Consider the following 17,227-nt stretch of genomic DNA (forward strand, 5'->3'; position numbering starts at 1 on the left):
ATGGAGCGAGCGAAACAAAACGAAGGAAATTCCACTATGCGCCGCCCTACAGAAGAGCCCAAGCTGCCCGAGGCATGGCTTCGTTTTTTGGAAGCTGTTCAACAGCATTTTTCTGAAAACCAAACAAAGAAAGAGTAAGTGTGAAAAACCCAAGGCCCGATCCGGTTATGGACCCTAGCCTTGGGTTTGATTTTGTTAGCAAACCCTCCGCAAAGGGAGGGTCAGCTACGCACGAATTCTCATCAGAGCGCGCTCTTCTTCTTTTATCCGCGGACAGGTGTAGCAATACTTTTGCTCCCCCGTCTTATAGTACAAGCAGCATTGATTCTTGATCCGAACTTTCCCTTGCGGATCACGCATATCCTCAATCCAGCGTACTTTCACGCGAAATGGATTTTTTTGCAATCCAAAGCTCTCGCCTTCCAATTGATTACAGAGGACATCGTAATCAGCCTTCACTTGCTCCTTGATGCTATCCTGTTCTACCAACGCCACAAAAGCATCCATATAGTAATTGAACCTGGTTGGGAACTGTCCCCAAAGCATCGCTTCGGGGTTTCCTGTTACCTTTGCAAGCGTCGTGAGCAATGGGTGCAGGAAATCTTGGAAATACGCACGATAGCATTCCTTCAGCCAGATTGCACGCTCTGCTTCACTGGCAGGCGCTTCTACGATCTCATATGCCGGGATCACAAAGGCGAATTGCGGATAGTCATCCTCATAAAACAATTCAATTGTCATATGATCCAGCGTCATGATAAGTGCACGATTCCAGACAGAGCTCATGTACGAAAGGCCAAGAGAAGGGCTCGTGAGCCAACTGCTGATGTAAGTACCAGCAGCAGTCAGCTCGTGTGCCTTGATTAGCGGAGCATAGATTTGAACAAGCTCATTCATATGTGTTGGGTCTACCAAATCTCTTGCCTTCATCGAAAATAAGGCATTGGGTCTCGATTTTGAAGTAATGGTAAACCGCTGTGCAATAAAATCGTCATCCCATTCTAGCATCACGAACTCCCTCTCTTTTCATGATCAAGAAAAAACGCTGTTTGACTGGTCGAGGTACGTGCCGAACTGTGCTTGATACAGTCTGCTATAGATACCTTCGCGAGCCAAGAGCTGATCATGACTTCCTTGCTCTGTGATGCCTTGTTCCGTTACAACGATGATGCGATCTGCATTTTTAATAGTAGCCAGTCTGTGGGCGATCACCAATGTCGTACGGCCTTTGGACAATTCCTGCAAGGACTGCTGGATCGCCGCCTCCGTTTCCGTATCGAGTGCAGAGGTAGCTTCATCCAAAATCAGGATTGGCGGGTTTTTCAAGAACATGCGCGCAATCGCCAGTCTCTGTTTTTGACCACCGGACAATTTGACTCCTCGTTCACCAATGATCGTCTCCAGACCAGCAGGCTGAGAACGGATAAACTCCTCCAGCTTAGCCAGACGTGCTGCTTCCCAGATCTCTTCCTCCGAAGCATTCAGTTTTCCATACACGATATTTTCACGAATCGTCCCTGAAAAGAGGAACACATCTTGCTGAACGATCCCGATTTGGCTGCGCAATGACGCCAACGTGATTTCGCGAATATCCATTCCATCAATGGAGATGCTGCCCCCGTCGATCTCATAAAATCTTGGCAAGAGGCTGCACAACGTGGTTTTTCCTGCTCCAGAAGGACCTACAAACGCAATGGTCTCGCCCGCCCGGATGTTTAAATCAATGTTTTGCAAAACAGAAGACTCTTGGTCATAGCTAAACGAAACATTCTTGTACGAGATATCGCCCTTCAACGATTCTACCTGGATCGCATCCGGAGCATCCGCAATATCTGGTGCTGTGTCCATGATTTCGATGTAGCGCTTAAAGCCGGCAATCCCTTTTGGATAGCTCTCGATAATCGCATTAATTTTCTCCAACGGACGGAAAAATACATTCGTTAACAGCAAGAAAGCGATAAATTCACCGTAGGTCAATTCACCTTGAATCACAAACCAGCTGCCGCAAATCAAGACGAACAAATTGACTAAACGCATCAGCACGTAACTGACGGAAATATTTTGAGCCATGATTTTGTAGGACAACAGCTTTGTAATCCGAAAACGCTGGTTGTTCTCTGCGAATCTTTTATTTTCAAATTGCTCGTTGGCAAACGCTTGTACGACACGCATTCCACCTACGTTGTCCTCAACACGTGCGTTGAAATCTGCCATGTCGCCGTACAGACGGTGGAACGCTCTCGTCATTTTACGGTTGAAGTGAACAACGAAGAATATCAAGAGCGGAATCACCAAAAACGTAAGCAGCGCCATTTCTTCGTTAATATTAAACATCAGGAGAAAAGCACCAATCAGCGTCATCACGGCGATAAACAAATCTTCCGGACCGTGGTGAGCCACCTCCCCGATCTCCATCAAGTCATTCGTTAGGCGAGATAGCAAATGCCCCGTCTTGGTATTATCGAAAAAGCGGAACGAGAGCTTTTGAATATGGTCGTACAGCTTCTTGCGCATATCCGTCTCGATATTAATCCCAAGCATATGTCCCCAGTACGTGACGACATAGTTCATCCCGGCGTTCAGACCATACAAAGCCAAAAGTCCAATGCACGCCCACACGATCATGTTCCAATCCTTGCTCGGAAGTAGTTGATCGACAACCATATTCACTGCAAGCGGAAATCCCAACTCCAACAAAGCAACGAATACTGCACACGTGAAGTCGAGGATGAATAATCCACGATAAGGCCGATAGTAAGAAAAAAATCTGCGAAGCATTGAAGCAGCAACTCCTCTCTCTCAAGAACAACATCGTATCAAGTGTTTGATTTTGAAAATCATTTTCATTATATATGGATTTGTCTTTTATATCGATGCTTTATTGGAATTTTTTTCTTCGCCGAGCACATTGGCACAAAAAAACGGCTCGAACCTCCTTGTCCATCGTCTTCTCCACCCTTTATCACCAGTTTTCACTGACCCCTCCATTCCCCTCTGCACTTTCGGTCGGAAAGTCGTATATCTTTCTGCCTTTTTACCGTTTCCCTAAAAAAAAGGATGGCGAAGATGACTCCTTTTTACTATAATGAAAAACTGTGAAAAACGGCCCCGACTTTTCTGAAAGGGGAAAGTCACGATACGCTATAGAAATGAGGAACATATTTGAACCTTCAACAACGAAAAATGGAATGGTTTTCGAACGTACGTGCTGACATGCTAGCAGGTATTACGGTTGCACTTGCCTTGATTCCGGAAGCCATTGCTTTTTCTATTATTGCCGGTGTCGATCCAATGGTTGGATTGTACGCTTCCTTTTGTATTGCAGTCACCATTGCATTTGTCGGGGGAAGACCGGGCATGATTTCCGCTGCTACAGGTGCGATGGCGTTATTAATGATTACTCTGGTCAAGGAGCATGGCATCGAGTATTTATTTGCGGCGACTGTTCTGACCGGTATTTTGCAACTGGTACTGGGTGCCTGTAAAATCGGCAGGCTGATGACCTTTGTCCCCCATACCGTCGTGCTTGGTTTCGTCAATGCGTTGGCTATTCTCATCTTTATGGCTCAGCTACCCCATTTCACTGGGGCGTCCTGGGTTATGTATGTCATGCTGGCTGGAACGCTCGCGATCATCTATTTGTTGCCGCGTCTCACCAAAGCAGTCCCTTCAGCACTCGTAGCAATCATCGTCATGACCGTCATTTCCATCTGGGCAGGTCTTGATGTACGGACCGTTGGCGACATGGGTGAAATCACACGTCAATTGCCGCTGTTCCACATTCCTAGTGTCCCGTTGAACTGGGAAACACTCATGATCATACTGCCCTACTCCTTCCCACTTGCATTGGTCGGGATTCTGGAATCATTGATGACGGCTGCCATTCTCGATGAGATGACAGATACGCGCAGTAACAAAAATACGGAAGTGAAAGGCCAAGGGATCGCCAACATCATCACCGGATTCTTTGGAGGAATGGCTGGTTGTGCCATGATCGGACAGTCTGTTATCAATGTGAAATCAGGTGGACGTGGTCGTCTGTCTACCTTGGTTGCAGGGATTTTTCTCTTGTTCCTGATCCTGGTCCTTGGAGACGTTGTCAAACAAATCCCGATGGCTGCCCTCGTCGGTGTCATGGTCATGGTATCGATCGGGACGTTTAACTGGCAATCCATACGAGACCTGCGGAAAATTCCTGTTGGGGATGCCGTTGTCATGATTACTACAGTGATCATCGTCGTGGCTACGCACGATTTGGCAAAAGGGGTCATTTCTGGTGTGATCCTAAGTGCGGTCATATTTGGCTGGAGGATGGCCCGCTTGCATGCCACCTCCTACGAGAGCGATATGGGCGAAAAGGTTTACACCGTCTCGGGTCAGCTGTTCTTCGGTACCATGACACACTTCGTCGACCAGTTTTCCTTTCAGGATGATCCCCAGCAGATTATCATTGATTTTTCTCGTTCCCACGTCTGGGATTTGTCAGCTGTCACGGCTATCTCGAAAGTCGTAGAGAAATACAGGCAGCTGGACAAATTCGTCGTCATCACCGGACTTAATGATGAAAGTAAGCGATTGATTGATCGTGTGGGTATAAGCACACCTGTCGGACATTAACCTGCTGTTTACATGAAAATCCCCTAATGAGTACAAGAGCTTCATCTCTTGTCGTTAGGGGGTTTTCTTTTGTCCGAATGAAGTCAAGGTTTCCTCTTATTTCATTTTTGCAATAGTCCGATCATATTTCCGAATTGGTCAGCAGTAAATTGCAGTGCTAGAATGATCAATAACAACATTCCTGCTTTTTAACTGCAAAGGTTGTGACAGAAGATGGAATTTTCATGGAAACGTAATTTGATCGTCTTATGGATTGGGGTATTTTTTTGCAGCACCGCCTACTCCATCTCCATCCCTTTCCTGCCCATCTTCCTCCATACTTCACTGGGGGTCAATGAGCATCTGGAAGCCTGGTCCGGCATCTCGTTTGGCATCACGTTTTTAGCAAGTGCACTCATCTCGCCATTTTGGGGCTCTCTCGCGGACAAATATGGACGAAAGCCCATGTTGATTCGCTCTGGATTTAGCCTCGCTTTGTTGTACTTTTTGACGTATTTGATTACAGACCCTTATTTGTTTCTTGTGTTACGGATCTTCCAGGGCTTGCTTGCCGGCTACGTACCTGCTGCCATTGCGCTGGTAGCGACGAATACACCAGAAAAAAGCGTCGGGTACGCACTGGGGATTATGGCGACTTCGGGAGCAACAGGAGGAATCATCGGTCCATTGGTTGGCGGTGTCGTCAGTCACGTATGGGGAAACGCGGAAGCTTTTATATTTTCAGGATTTGTCGTGCTCATAGCAGCGCTGATCGCTACTTTCTTCGTGAAGGAAACGAACTTGAACCGCTCTGGCAGTCGCTCGAGTGTACGAGAAGATTTGCGCGCTGCGCTGGCAAACCGCCCGTTGATGTCCATACTGGGTATGAGTCTGATGGTCACGATTTCCGTTATGCTTCTTGAGCCTTTATTAACCGTGTATGTCATGCAATTGGGCGCTTCGCAGCAAGACGCATCCCTTAGCTCCGGCATCATTTTTGCGGCAGTGGGCATCGCGACGGTCATTGCTGCTCCACAATGGGGAAAGCTCGGGTCAAATATCGGCTATTCCAAAATCTTGTTCATCGGCTTAATGGGTGGAGCCGTCGGAAATTTACTGCAATTTTTCTTCACCAATCTGTATGGATTTGGCATTTTGCGATTCGCGTACGGACTATTTTTTGCCGCTGTTTATCCGTCGATCAACGCCATGATTGTGAAAGTCACAGAACCAGAATTTCGCGGCAGGGCGTTTAGCTTGAACCAATCCTCGACGCAGCTCGCGACCATGATGGGTCCAATCATTGGCGGTTTTCTCGGAGGACTCATCCCGATTCGGTTCGTATTTATTATCAATGGTATTGCGCTGTTGATTACTGCCATCGTGATTCGATCCAAACGATCACAATTGGTCGGACAGCCGTTGAAGCAGCAAACCACGGAGCGTCAGCTAGCTACGAAGTAAGCTGGGTAGCCTGATCACATGCGAAAACTCCCTCTAAAGCGTACAGGTGAACACCTGGCGATGACAGAAGGGAGTTTTTTACGTGATCCCGCCTTTTCTTCCACCATTGTATTCGCTACAATAGTAAGTACTTAGAATTCGAACAGAAGATTCTGACAAACAAAAAGTCAAATTACATACGCCATGGAACGACCCGCATATTCCGATTTGACGAAACCACTCATTTTGTTTGGGGAAAGGGGAATATGTACATGTCGGGTAAAACGGTGATCTTGCTTATTCTGATCATCATTGGGCTGATCTGTGTCAATTTGTTTGTCTCCAACGGTTTCATTCGCCTGCTTGCCATCGTAGGAATCTTAGGGATTACTTTCGTTCTGCAGGGGGCCGTGATTCGAAAGCGATGAAGAGCGGACGGTTACCAGTGAAGGCGATCTACACCGTCACGCTGGCTTTTTCATGAAAACAGCGGTGGGCTCGGTTGAAAAATCCAATCCTAGCCCGCCGCTGTTACATTCCAACTTACTCGCTCTTTTCCTGTGAGTTATCACAACAACTGTCCTTAAACATCCTGATATTACTACTGATTTTGAACTGGCATTTTTTCAAAAACACTTGTAATCAGGTAAGCAATTTACACTGATCCCTTTCTTTTCCCCCTCGACTTTTACTGAGCAGCATTACTCTACAAACGGTGAAATAAAATAAAGTGTTATACTTGGCAATAATTGAGTGGAACATCCTCGTCACATCCCACGGAAGATAGAGGCTTCGTGAACGGAGGAGACTCCCCGAGGCTGGGCTAGATTAATGAATCTTTGGAGGTTCAGACTTCATCGTATCGTTAAGCTGGGTCACAAAAACTCCTTCGTTCGGGCCAGGGTTATTTCGAAACATTTTCGCTTCTTCGACCAGAACTTCGTCTGTATCCGTGCCAAGTATCTTTATCGTTGCATCAATGAATGACGCAAGTGGCATTGCACGCGGTTCATCGTTGTTGCTTTGAACCCATGGTGGCACAATTTCTATTACTTTTACCGATGTGTCTTTAAGCAGGTATCTTTGGGACAGCGTATAGGTATGAAGTGCTGCCTTCGTCGCGGAGTATACAGCAGTTGCCGCTAACGGAACAAATCCAAGTATCGAAGTCGTGTTAATGACAACGGCTTCTTCTTTGGACTTCAAATGGTCGATTAATGCAGAAGTCAACCGAATCGGACCTAACAAATTTGTGGCGACTGTCGAAACCAATACATCCTCATCGATCACGCCCGCCGCGTTATCGTGTTGAATGATGCCTGCGTTGTTAATCAAGACATTCAAATCCGGGAATTCTTCGATTAACTGCTTGGCTGCCCCCTCTATACTGGTAGGGTCTTGTACATTCAATTCCATTGCGGACATGCCGGGATTCGCTTTGATTGTCTCCTCCAAACGCTCTTTACTTCGACCAGAGATAATAACTTTATTTCCAAGATGGTGGAGTGCTTCTGCTAACGCACGTCCAATTCCCGAACCACCACCTGTAATGAAAATCGTGTTTCCTGTAAGTTTCATGATTATACCTCCTCTTAATTTGAACATATGTTGAATTATCAATATATGTTTTATATAGTGAATGTATCAGGGTGATAAATCGGGCTCAATGGTTAAAACAAGCTCGGTTGTTGATTGTTCAACAGAGGGCTTCGAAGTGATCATTTTTTGGATGGGATAAAGGGGAGAAGGATATGGCCAGGCGTATTCAAAAATCGAGACAAGCGATTATGGATGCTTTTATGAGGCTAATGTCAAAAAAGGAATTCGAGAGCATAACGATCAATCAAATTGCCGTAGAAGCAAATGTCAATCGAGGAACGGTGTATTTGCATTTCGATGACAAGTACGATCTGCGCGAGCAATGTATAGTAGCTCAAATTAACCAGTTACTTCGACATTGTATGTCTGGAGATGACCTACTTCATCTCCCTTCCAAAACCGCATTACTTCACAGTTTTGAATATTTGGAACAACATGCTTCTTTCTACTCCTTAATGCTGAAGAGTAAGGGAAGCACTGTATTTCGAAATCAAATGGAGACCATGTTCAGGGAAAATCTGAGTGAGTATCTGGATTCAATCAATCTCGATAAGGAAATAAACAGGGACATTACGGTACAATTTTTAACTTCAGCAACAGTGGGTATATTGGAATGGTGGATTATCCGTTCGATGCCATATCCCCCATCGGTCATGGTTGAACAATTTTGGAATTTACTGAACCGAGGTGTCGAAGGATACGAACATCATTCCATTAGAAGCCACTAATTTGGCGGCTTCTTTTGTATTAATGAAGGCCTGCAGATTAATGAAGAGTTTTCTCAGGTTAGATAGAGGGAGGGAGTGATAATTGAGAGTATAAAAAACCATCTTGAACCTCGTATGAATATGCGCAGCTTAAGATGGGATCTTTGAATAATATAAAGCCGCCAACACTTCTCGATTTTGTAGATCCAGGGTCGAAAGCATTTCGTAACCCATCACGGAATCGTGTGCCTGTGGAATAAGGGAATCCTGGATCTGTGATCTATTGATTAGCAAATGGATGCGACATTCAATAAAACTACATCCATGTTTGCGACTTTCTTCTCCCACTAAGGCCTTAACATTTTTTATGCGTGGCGACTCCTGTACCAACACCCCTTCTTTTACAGGGGTGTTGGACTAACTTGAAGGCGTCATTAGTGTTTCCAATGCAGCACTTCATCCGGATTGGCAACATTTCGTCCGTAGTATTGGTGGGCGCGGAAGTTGTGGATCTCCTTACAGGCCTTGGACATATTCCCGAGTACGACTTCCTGTGGTAAATCATCGTGCGGACTCCAGTAATAGATCTTCATTTCATATGTCTCGCCATTTTCTTCTTCCCAGCTGTATTGAATGCGGTCCGCTTTCACAAACCCGTTCTTTTGATAAAAATGGACTCTCTTGATGGAATCTTCATCATTTAGATCGATAGGTTCTACCTCCAGAATGATGTCTTTCCCTCTCTTTTTGAGTGTCTGGATGACCTTGGTACCGATACCTTGTCCACGCGTGGCAGGATTGATTAGGAGGTAATCGATGAAGATAAACGTCGGAAACTCCGCGTACAGCAAAAGAAATTTGTCTGTATCGACTTTGTGGTAAATGTCTGTTTCCCTGATAAGCGCCTGAATTTGTCCTTCCTTTTTCATTTCATATTCTGGAAAGTATTCATTTAATCGGTCATACCAATCCATGAGACATTCCCCCACTTGATCACTCGTAATGATCTCTTTAGCTTATACAGAATTGCCCAAAACCACTCAGTGTCAAAACAGCCTATATGGAAAAAATCCTTGATATAATATTATGACACTTCCCCTAAACAGCTAATCAAACCTGACATTATAAAAAGTTCAAAAAAACCTGTTATGACAACGGTTTGTCATAACAGGTTTCAGATGTTATTTGTCACTTTTCCTTATAATCAGGTGACATACGTAAATATAAGCAGTGAAAACATCAATTATAAATCACATTTCCCCATCATGAATGGACGAGCACAATCTTGCCACGCACTCTACCCGTTTGACTAAAGAGATGCGCATCTCGAACCCCTTCAAGCGTCAATGGATATACCTTCGTCAAGATAGGCTTTACTTTCTTGGCTTCGACTAGCGCACGGATATGATTCAGATTTACCCCATCTGGACGGGTAAACACAAAAGCAACATCCAGCTCTCGTTCTTTCTCAACCGCATCAGCGAACGAAGGTTTCTTGGCATCACGCTCGCTAATAATGGTTGCCACTCTTCCTTGCCGCTTCATCAATTTTAGAGCATCACCATACGCTTCTCCACCCAGCGTGTCCAACATGAATGAAAATTTTGTAGAAGTTTGAAGTGGTCCTTGATCATAAACAATGACTTCATCTGCTCCCAGCTCACGGACAAAATCGCTGTTTTTGGAGCTGGTTGTCGTAGCCACATAGGCACCCAGCGCTTTTGCTAGCTGAATCGCCATGGAACCGATCCCGCCGCTTCCTCCCAACACAAGGACTTTTTCTCCCACTTGTACCTTCCCTACTTCTACCAATGCCTGCCAAACCGTTAGTCCGACCAGTGGTAGCGAAGCCGCTTCCGCATACGACAAACCATGTGGCATCGGGGCTACGATATTCGCCGGAACGACAATTTCATCTGCGTATGTCCCTTCCCTTTCCAGCTCTGGACGGAAGAAGACATCGTCCCCGATTTGAAAATCCTGCACATTCGTACCGACAGCCGTTACCGTGCCCGCCGCATCCCACCCTAAAATAAGTGGCAGTTCAAAAGGAAAATCTGCTTGTAACAGTCCTTCCCGCACCTTCCAATCCACGGGATTTACCCCGCTCGCTTTTATGGAAATGAGCACATCGTCCGGCCCGATTGGTTTTGTTGGCCATTCCATTTCAGTTAATTGCTGGATACCACCGTATTGCTTCATGCCAATTCCTCTCATCGAACTTCCCCTTTTCATTCGACTATTTTTCGCAATTGGTTTTCGATGTGACGCTCTCCCCATTCACACATGACATCCAGAACCTTCGACAATGTCCTGCCGTACTCCGTCAAGTCATACTCGACACGCGGGGGAACCTGCTGATACACATTGCGGGTAATGATATTGTCCGCTTCCAATTCTCGCAGTTGCTGCGTTAACATTTTTTGCGTGATGGCAGGCATTGCGCGTTTCAATTCGCTTGTCCTCTTTGCCCCTTTTGCCAACAAGCAGAGGATCACTACTTTCCATTTCCCTCCAATAACTTCCAATGTTGCCTCTACAGGGATATTGTATCGTCCCATATCCTCCCCTCCTCATACGAAGATGTAGTCAAACCCGCTCCGGTGCGTCGATATGAGCCGGGAAATAAGGCAATACTTCTTGTCCAAGCTCATCAATGACCTCGTCAATGGGACGCTGGCTAGGGAACAGGGCGAAGAACAAATGATTGACGCCGACCTCTTGATACATGGCCAGCAGTTCTGAAAGCATTTTTCTGCCGACTCGGTACCCTAATCGAATCGGCGTGACTGACTCATACGGGTCTTCCGCTAGATCCAAGTGAAGAGGCTGAATAAACGGCTTGAATACACCTGGATGATATTTCTGGACAAGTTCTCTCCATTCTTGAATGGCATGTGCTTGATTGAATGGATCACGCGGGTAATAAATCCAGCCATCTCCGTTTTGCGCAAACCAGTCCATCGTTTGTTGACTGTACCCCGTGATAAAGGTAGGAATGGGCGAAGTCGATTTAGGCACAAGATTCGCTCCATTGTCGGCGCTTCCCATTCGTATGCCTCCAGCGGAATGTGAAATCCTAACGTCATCTTTCCTTCTTGGAACATTCGCTGAAAACCATAGTGACCGTCGAATTTGCTCATCGATACTCTCTCCTTCTATGATGAATTTGGAACCACCAGCGAACACATGCTTTGATCCGCATCCTCGTCTTTGTTCGATTAACGACGAGTTTTTTCCAGCTTGCTGCTGATCACCGTGAGTAATGCTGCACCTAACACCATCACCCCGCCGACCCATGGAGTATGAATCAGGCCAATCGTATCGACGATCATTCCCCCAACGAGGGCTCCAATCGCAATGCCGAGATTGAATGCCGCAATGTTAATGGCAGAAGCTACATCAACAGCACTTGGCACGTATTTTTCAGCCAACTGCACGACATACACTTGTAAGCCCGGTACGTTCATAAAGGCCAAGAGGCCCATTAGCATAATCGTAAGGGTTCCCACCCATTTGAACGGAGCGGTAAATGTTAAGATGATCAGAATGATCGCCTGGACGATGAACATCCAGCGCAGTGCTTTTATCGGATTCTTGTCGGCCGCTTTTCCTCCGACCGTATTTCCAATCGCTACCGCAATCCCATAGACGAGTAGTATCAAACTGACGGCGCTCGCCTGATAACCTGTGATTTCTTCCAGAATCGGGCCTAAGAACGTAAAGGTTACAAAGGTACCGCCGTAGCCAAGAGCCGTAATGGCAAAGACAAGCAACAGTGGCAAGTTTGTAATGATTTTCACTTGATCTTTAATGGAAGCTGGCTTGGCATTTTTTAAATTGCTTGGTACTAGAATCGCAGTCGAGATAAGCGCAATCACGCCAAGAATGGCCACTCCCCAAAAGGTCGCTCTCCATCCAAACATTTGCCCAATATACGTTCCCAAAGGTACGCCTGTAACGGTTGCAACAGTCAGACCAGTAAACATCGTCGCAATCGCGCTGGCACGCTTGTTTTCTGGCACCAGATCAGCCGCAATCGTCGAACCGATCGAGAAAAATACACCATGAGAAAACGCGGTAAAAAAACGGGCAATGATTAATATCGCAAAGCTACTCGACAAGGCTGCCGCACTGTTTCCGACAACAAAGACAATCATCAAAAGCATGAGTAGCGCTTTGCGTGGGATTCGACTTGTGAGTGCTGTAATAATCGGTGCACCAATGGCTACCCCTAATGCATATCCAGAAATAAGAAGTCCTGCTAAGGTGATCGTTACTTTCAAATCCTGTGCGACAGTAGACAACAAACCGACGATAACGAATTCAGTAGTCCCGATACCAAATGCACTGATTGCGAGAGCAAGTAAAGCAAGAGTCGATTTTTTCGCACCAGTTTCTTGCTGCTTCACATTGGATGTAATTGTGCTCATCTAAGTTGTATCCTCCCTTTATTTTTCTTGCCGTTCACAAAGCAGGGCCCTTACTTATCATGATTGGCGAATATGTTGGTTCTGAATGCTATTATGTCTCATGCCTCACTTGATAGGAAGTACGTACTTTCAAGTATCATAGGCACCAAAAAGTACCTTACACCAATAATCAAGCAATAAAAAAAGTCGGGAAGACTTTCTCCCCGACTCATTCCTTTATCTTTCTTGCAGCGCTACTTTTAATCCCAATAAGATGTAAACAGAGCCTACGATCTTGCCACTCCAGCGGCCCAGCCAGGAAATTCGCTTCACCAGATGCCCCAGTGGTCTGATGCTGATCGCAATCAATGCGGTGTAAAAAAACCCCAAGATGGCGAAAATCAATCCCAAGACAAGGAATTGATAAATGGCTCCCCCACGCTCCGGATGTACGAATTGTGGCAGAAACGCCAGAAAAAACAACGCAGTCTTCGGATTCAGAACTTCTGCGAGGATAGCTTGCCCATACGATTGCAGCGGTGGCAACGGTGTTACTTTTGGCAGCTCTGGGTCAACCGGTTTTTCAAGCATGGCCCGAACCCCTAAATAGACCAAGTAAGCCGCTCCCACAAATTTTACGAGATTGAATGCCCATGCCGATGTCATCAAAATCGCGGATAAACCGACCGCAGCAAAAATCGTATGAATGAAGTCGCCTGTAGCAATGCCAAGCCCTGCCATGATCCCTGCTTTACGTCCTCCCTGAACGGTACGCGTCGCAGTTAACAGGACAGCGGGTCCCGGAATTAAAAAGAGGCCGATCACAACAGCTAAAAATGCTCCCATGGTAGTCCAATCAAACATGTACCTCTCCCTCTTTGTATCGAATATTCAAATTCCCTTCCTATCATAAACGATGTTCAGCGAGAGCGATACGGTTTAGACTTACATTTCGCCCGCTAGCGATCTCCCCGATAAAAACGCTCAAATACGTGCGGGAGGTCCTTATGATCGATGCCCGTGCCGCTGTCCTTCACTTGCGCTCGGGCAAACGTAGCACTTCATCGACTCTGTGACTTCTTGGACAACCTCACGCAGCTCCACTTCTTCACTGCGCGATAATGAAATGAGACTGAGCTGGAATTTCAGCATGCGCAGGGAGCTTCTAAAACAAGCTCCTTATTCTTTTGAAGAAACATATTGTCGAAAACTAACGATTGAATCTCCTCTTGCTGGAGGTTTTATAATCGGGAGTTAGGGGGGCTGATGCGTTGGATTCATAAAGGAGGAAATATCTTTCAAAAATATGTCGTCATGTAGATTTTTTAAACAATACAGAACAAGGGAGCTGTAACATGGTAAAGAAGAAAAAACAGAGATTTCATGGCATTATTTTAGGATTACTAATTATGATATGTACGTCGTTGGTGGTTGCATGTAGCACACAATCAACCACACCTGAACCAAATCAACAGCCAGAGGCTAACAAACCAAAGACAGGTGGAACCATCACTGTGGCTTACGCAAGTGAAGCAGATACCTTAGATGTTCACAAGTCAGTTGGCAACGATATGGGTGTTACTTGGAATATGGGTGGATCGCTGGTCTACAAGGACCCTGTTACAAAAGAATTCAAACCTAATCTCGCAAGTGAATTCAAGATTTCAGAGGATGGAAAAACGTACACCTTTACCATTCGTTCCGATGTTACGTTTCACGATGGAACACCTCTGACTGCCAAGAGTTTTAAGGATACCTTTGAACGCATTAAGAATCCGAAAACAAAAGCAAAACTGGCGGGAATAGTTATGATGCCGGTGAAGAGCGTCAGTGCCCCTGATGATAAAACCCTCATCCTTGAATTACATGAACCCAATGTGTCGATTCTTGAAGATTTAGGCATTGGTGTAACTCAACCGCTATCCATGAAGGCCATTGAAAAATATGGTGAGGAATATGGACGAAATCCTGTGGGAATGGGTCCATGGAAGTTTGAGAGCTGGAAGGCTGGCGAGGGAGTTACATTGGTTCGCAATGAAGCCTTTAAGTGGGCCATGCCGCTCGATGAAAATCAAGGACCGCCAAGACCTGATAAACTGGTGATCAAAACAATTCCAGATAAAAGTGTTATGTTGGCCGCTTTGGAAAACGGAACCATCGATGTTGCATTCGATGTACCCGTAAAAGATATCAAGAAGTATCGAAATAATCCAAAATATCAGGTTTTGGAACTCTTTCGGGCTGGGATACCTCTTAGTTTATATATGAACTTGACAAAACCGGAGTTCCAGGATATCCAAGTCCGAAAAGCATTCCATATGCTGGTTAATAAACAAGCGATGGTCCAGGCGGTTTTGATGGGTGAAGGAGAAGTTGCCCAATCGTTGTTATCCCCTTCAACATTGGGGTATGATAAGTCATTGGAAAAATACGGGTACCCATACAATGTGGAAGAAGCAAAGAAGCTCCTTGACGCTGCTGGATGGAAGGTAAACGGAGAAGGCCTGAGAGAAAAGGATGGAAAAGTATTTACCCTTTCCTTTTTGAGTTCGGCTAGGTTTGAGCTGCAAGCTCAGTTGTTGCAAGCTATGCTGGGCGAGGTGGGTATCAAAGCTACCATTCAAAATTTAGAAGAGTCAGCGTTTAGTGATGGACAAATGAAAGGAAATTTTGATGTGACAATGGTTACTTATAGTTACGATGACCCTGATGCTTTATACCAAAGTTTCCACTCTAGCCAAATTGGTGCTGGCTTTAACATAAGTGGTCTAAAAGACGGTAAGCTGGATGCTTTATTAACAAAAGGACGTGCAACCACTGAAACGGAAGCCAGAAAACAGGTATATGTAGATGCCCAAAAACATCTCCTTGAGCAAGCATATGTTGTTCCTATCTATTATGACAAGCTCTTTGTGGTAGTAAACTCGCGAGTAAAAGGCGTGAAATGGACGTCTTATTCTCCCAATTTCCAAGATAGCTGGGTAGAAAAATAAATGGAGTCTTTACGTGTACGTCAAGAACCTAATCGATACGTTATAGGAATAGCATCTTTTTTAAAATATTGCATCAGACGAGGGGGAATGATCGATGAATTTTCAACATGTGATTGATAAGGTGCCAGACTACAAGGTATTTCTAACAGTAGATGAAATGGATGAAAGCACCAGAAAGCTGGCCGAAGAGTTTCCTGATGCTGTAACTGTATTTGAGGCGGGAAAGTCCCGCGATGGACACCCCATTCAATGTATCAAAATTGGAGATGGGCCCAAAAATGCGTTATGCTTTGCCTGCCCGCATCCTAACGAGCCGATTGGCGCGATGACGATGGAATATCTCTCCCGCGCATTGGCAGAGGACAAGGATCTGCGCGACGAGCTAGGCTTCACGTGGTACATCATCAAATGTGCTGACCCTGATGGTACGCGACTAAATGAAAATTGGTTTAAAGGACCATACACTATTTTTAACTACATTAGAAATTACTATAGACCTGTCGGCTACGAGCAGGTGGAATGGACTTTTCCGTTTGAATATAAAGAATATCGCTTTGACAAACCATTGCCTGAAACGCAAGTACTCATGAAAATCATAGACGAGACTAGACCTGAGTTTATGTATTCTCTACACAATGGAGGATTATGCGGTGCTTATTGGTATATTTCGCACGACTTGCCAGAATTATACGAGGGATTTCACAATTCAGCAAGGAAGGAAGACGTGCCTTTAGATCTCGGAGAACCAGAGACGCCATTTGCGACAGAGTTTGCTCCGGCCATCTTCAGTTTAAACGGGCAAGACGAATACTATGATTATATGGAGAAACATACAGGAAAACCCCCGACACTTGATGTGGGGGCAGACAGCCACACATACGCCTCTTCGAAAGCGGATTGTGTAACATTAATCACCGAGCTGCCCTATTTTTTCGATCCACGAATAGAGGATCAGAGTGACTCAGATATCTCCCGCAGAGAGGCACTTCTGACCGAAGCAGATCAAAGTGAGGCTTTCTTTGAAATGCTGGAGGAACTTTTGGGTGGCATACGGTCCTATATTTCGCAGGATAACCCGTTTTTCAAGTTGATGGACCCCTCTTCCCCGGCACGCAAAGAAAGGAACGAAGCACAGAGAAAATGGGCAATGAGCGATCCTGAATTTGAAAAGCCGGCAAAGGGTTCCCAAGTTTTCAGTAGTTTCGTGGTATCGAAGTTTTATCGAGGATTGAGCTTAGGACTAGCGGTCCGCACTTGCGAATTTGAGCTAGAGCGGCTAGCAAAGGAAGGCTCAAACGACCAAGAGGCAATTACAAAACTGAAAGCAGTGCTGCAAGAAGGGCTTCGCCATTTGCGACAGTATACGGATGAGCTGGAACGAGAACTAAACTATACAGTTATTCCTATTCAGAAATTGGTACGTATTCAGTTGGAATGTGGTTTACTAGTCTCCAATCACATCAGCAAGAATCGGTAG

16 protein-coding genes and 1 pseudogene are annotated in these 17,227 nt (G+C 45.5%); 7 read left to right on the top strand and 10 right to left on the bottom strand.

Going from position 1 to position 17,227, the window contains the following annotated elements; all coding sequences use genetic code 11:
- A complete protein-coding gene (locus tag ODZ53_RS22535) occupies positions 1-138 on the top strand; it encodes a hypothetical protein (protein ID WP_372680198.1) in 138 nt (45 codons plus the stop codon).
- A gap of 87 nt (positions 139-225) precedes the next feature.
- Here the strand turns inward: ODZ53_RS22535 and ODZ53_RS22540 are convergent, their stop codons facing one another.
- Both ODZ53_RS22540 and ODZ53_RS22545 read right to left on the bottom strand, forming a co-directional pair.
- Positions 226-1,008 carry a Fe-S oxidoreductase gene (locus ODZ53_RS22540; RefSeq protein ID WP_372680200.1) on the bottom strand — a complete coding sequence of 261 codons (783 nt, stop codon included), beginning with the start codon at positions 1,006-1,008 and terminating at the stop codon, positions 226-228.
- A 24-nt stretch (positions 1,009-1,032) separates the two neighbouring features.
- On the bottom strand, positions 1,033-2,778 hold the full coding sequence (locus ODZ53_RS22545) for an ABC transporter ATP-binding protein (protein ID WP_199926799.1): 1,746 nt from the start codon (positions 2,776-2,778) through the stop codon (positions 1,033-1,035).
- Positions 2,779-3,162: 384 nt separating this feature from the next.
- Here ODZ53_RS22545 and ODZ53_RS22550 point away from each other — a divergent pair, with 384 nt between their 5' ends.
- The 3 genes from ODZ53_RS22550 to ODZ53_RS22560 all read left to right on the top strand — a co-directional run bounded on the left by ODZ53_RS22550 (position 3,163) and on the right by ODZ53_RS22560 (position 6,467).
- The gene (locus ODZ53_RS22550) at positions 3,163-4,617 is read left to right on the top strand and encodes a SulP family inorganic anion transporter (RefSeq protein WP_372680202.1); all 1,455 of its coding nucleotides are present in this window, start codon (positions 3,163-3,165) and stop codon (positions 4,615-4,617) included.
- A 213-nt stretch (positions 4,618-4,830) separates the two neighbouring features.
- Positions 4,831-6,060: an MFS transporter gene (locus ODZ53_RS22555; protein WP_372680204.1), complete on the top strand. Its 1,230-nt coding sequence runs from the start codon at positions 4,831-4,833 to the stop codon at positions 6,058-6,060.
- Positions 6,061-6,311: 251 nt separating this feature from the next.
- Complete coding sequence (locus ODZ53_RS22560; RefSeq protein WP_017248261.1) at positions 6,312-6,467, top strand: hypothetical protein; 156 nt, start codon at positions 6,312-6,314, stop codon at positions 6,465-6,467.
- Positions 6,468-6,867: 400 nt separating this feature from the next.
- Here the strand turns inward: ODZ53_RS22560 and ODZ53_RS22565 are convergent, their stop codons facing one another.
- Entirely contained in the window at positions 6,868-7,617 is a 750-nt protein-coding gene (locus ODZ53_RS22565; protein WP_372680206.1) for an SDR family oxidoreductase, read from the bottom strand.
- 173 nt (positions 7,618-7,790) lie between these two features.
- Here ODZ53_RS22565 and ODZ53_RS22570 point away from each other — a divergent pair, with 173 nt between their 5' ends.
- A complete protein-coding gene (locus ODZ53_RS22570) occupies positions 7,791-8,366 on the top strand; it encodes a TetR/AcrR family transcriptional regulator (RefSeq protein WP_372680208.1) in 576 nt (191 codons plus the stop codon).
- A gap of 413 nt (positions 8,367-8,779) precedes the next feature.
- Here the strand turns inward: ODZ53_RS22570 and ODZ53_RS22575 are convergent, their stop codons facing one another.
- From ODZ53_RS22575 to ODZ53_RS22605, 7 genes and pseudogenes are all read right to left on the bottom strand, one after another.
- Positions 8,780-9,319, bottom strand: a complete 540-nt coding sequence (locus ODZ53_RS22575; RefSeq protein WP_372680210.1) for a GNAT family N-acetyltransferase — start codon at positions 9,317-9,319, stop codon at positions 8,780-8,782.
- A gap of 289 nt (positions 9,320-9,608) precedes the next feature.
- Positions 9,609-10,562 (bottom strand): NADP-dependent oxidoreductase, encoded by a 954-nt coding sequence (locus ODZ53_RS22580; RefSeq protein WP_372680212.1) that lies wholly within the window; start codon positions 10,560-10,562, stop codon positions 9,609-9,611.
- Positions 10,563-10,576: 14 nt separating this feature from the next.
- Positions 10,577-10,906, bottom strand: coding sequence for a winged helix-turn-helix transcriptional regulator (locus tag ODZ53_RS22585; RefSeq protein ID WP_372680214.1), 330 nt, complete (start codon positions 10,904-10,906; stop codon positions 10,577-10,579).
- Positions 10,907-10,934: 28 nt separating this feature from the next.
- Positions 10,935-11,381, bottom strand: a pseudogene (locus ODZ53_RS22590) (LLM class oxidoreductase); the annotation flags it as partial.
- A 185-nt stretch (positions 11,382-11,566) separates the two neighbouring features.
- Positions 11,567-12,778, bottom strand: a complete 1,212-nt coding sequence (locus tag ODZ53_RS22595) for an MFS transporter (RefSeq protein ID WP_372680216.1) — start codon at positions 12,776-12,778, stop codon at positions 11,567-11,569.
- 216 nt (positions 12,779-12,994) lie between these two features.
- Positions 12,995-13,621 carry a LysE family translocator gene (locus ODZ53_RS22600; protein WP_016740432.1) on the bottom strand — a complete coding sequence of 209 codons (627 nt, stop codon included), beginning with the start codon at positions 13,619-13,621 and terminating at the stop codon, positions 12,995-12,997.
- Positions 13,622-13,762: 141 nt separating this feature from the next.
- The gene (locus ODZ53_RS22605) at positions 13,763-13,909 is read right to left on the bottom strand and encodes a hypothetical protein (RefSeq protein WP_372680218.1); all 147 of its coding nucleotides are present in this window, start codon (positions 13,907-13,909) and stop codon (positions 13,763-13,765) included.
- Between the two features lie 203 nt (positions 13,910-14,112).
- On the opposite strand from ODZ53_RS22605, the gene ODZ53_RS22610 reads away from it, so the two are divergent.
- On the top strand, positions 14,113-15,750 hold the full coding sequence (locus ODZ53_RS22610; RefSeq protein WP_064199649.1) for an ABC transporter substrate-binding protein: 1,638 nt from the start codon (positions 14,113-14,115) through the stop codon (positions 15,748-15,750).
- A 94-nt stretch (positions 15,751-15,844) separates the two neighbouring features.
- A complete protein-coding gene (locus tag ODZ53_RS22615; RefSeq protein ID WP_372680221.1) occupies positions 15,845-17,227 on the top strand; it encodes a M14 family zinc carboxypeptidase in 1,383 nt (460 codons plus the stop codon).

It is taken from the genome of Brevibacillus sp. BD137, assembly GCF_041644655.1.
In the GTDB taxonomy this organism is placed as follows: Bacteria; Bacillota; Bacilli; order Brevibacillales; family Brevibacillaceae; genus Brevibacillus; species Brevibacillus brevis_D.

Bases quoted from the DNA above. Each gene is read 5' to 3' on its own strand.
- ODZ53_RS22535 (WP_372680198.1), top strand. From the start codon at position 1: ATGGAGCGAGCGAAACAAAACGAAGGAAATTCCACTATGCGCCGCCCT.
- ODZ53_RS22540 (WP_372680200.1), bottom strand. From the start codon at position 1,008: ATGCTAGAATGGGATGACGATTTTATTGCACAGCGGTTTACCATTACT.
- ODZ53_RS22545 (WP_199926799.1), bottom strand. From the start codon at position 2,778: ATGCTTCGCAGATTTTTTTCTTACTATCGGCCTTATCGTGGATTATTC.
- ODZ53_RS22555 (WP_372680204.1), top strand. From the start codon at position 4,831: ATGGAATTTTCATGGAAACGTAATTTGATCGTCTTATGGATTGGGGTA.
- ODZ53_RS22560 (WP_017248261.1), top strand. From the start codon at position 6,312: ATGTCGGGTAAAACGGTGATCTTGCTTATTCTGATCATCATTGGGCTG.
- ODZ53_RS22565 (WP_372680206.1), bottom strand. From the start codon at position 7,617: ATGAAACTTACAGGAAACACGATTTTCATTACAGGTGGTGGTTCGGGA.
- ODZ53_RS22570 (WP_372680208.1), top strand. From the start codon at position 7,791: ATGGCCAGGCGTATTCAAAAATCGAGACAAGCGATTATGGATGCTTTT.
- ODZ53_RS22575 (WP_372680210.1), bottom strand. From the start codon at position 9,319: ATGGATTGGTATGACCGATTAAATGAATACTTTCCAGAATATGAAATG.
- ODZ53_RS22580 (WP_372680212.1), bottom strand. From the start codon at position 10,562: ATGAGAGGAATTGGCATGAAGCAATACGGTGGTATCCAGCAATTAACT.
- ODZ53_RS22585 (WP_372680214.1), bottom strand. From the start codon at position 10,906: ATGGGACGATACAATATCCCTGTAGAGGCAACATTGGAAGTTATTGGA.
- ODZ53_RS22595 (WP_372680216.1), bottom strand. From the start codon at position 12,778: ATGAGCACAATTACATCCAATGTGAAGCAGCAAGAAACTGGTGCGAAA.
- ODZ53_RS22600 (WP_016740432.1), bottom strand. From the start codon at position 13,621: ATGTTTGATTGGACTACCATGGGAGCATTTTTAGCTGTTGTGATCGGC.
- ODZ53_RS22605 (WP_372680218.1), bottom strand. From the start codon at position 13,909: ATGCTGAAATTCCAGCTCAGTCTCATTTCATTATCGCGCAGTGAAGAA.
- ODZ53_RS22610 (WP_064199649.1), top strand. From the start codon at position 14,113: ATGGTAAAGAAGAAAAAACAGAGATTTCATGGCATTATTTTAGGATTA.
- ODZ53_RS22615 (WP_372680221.1), top strand. From the start codon at position 15,845: ATGAATTTTCAACATGTGATTGATAAGGTGCCAGACTACAAGGTATTT.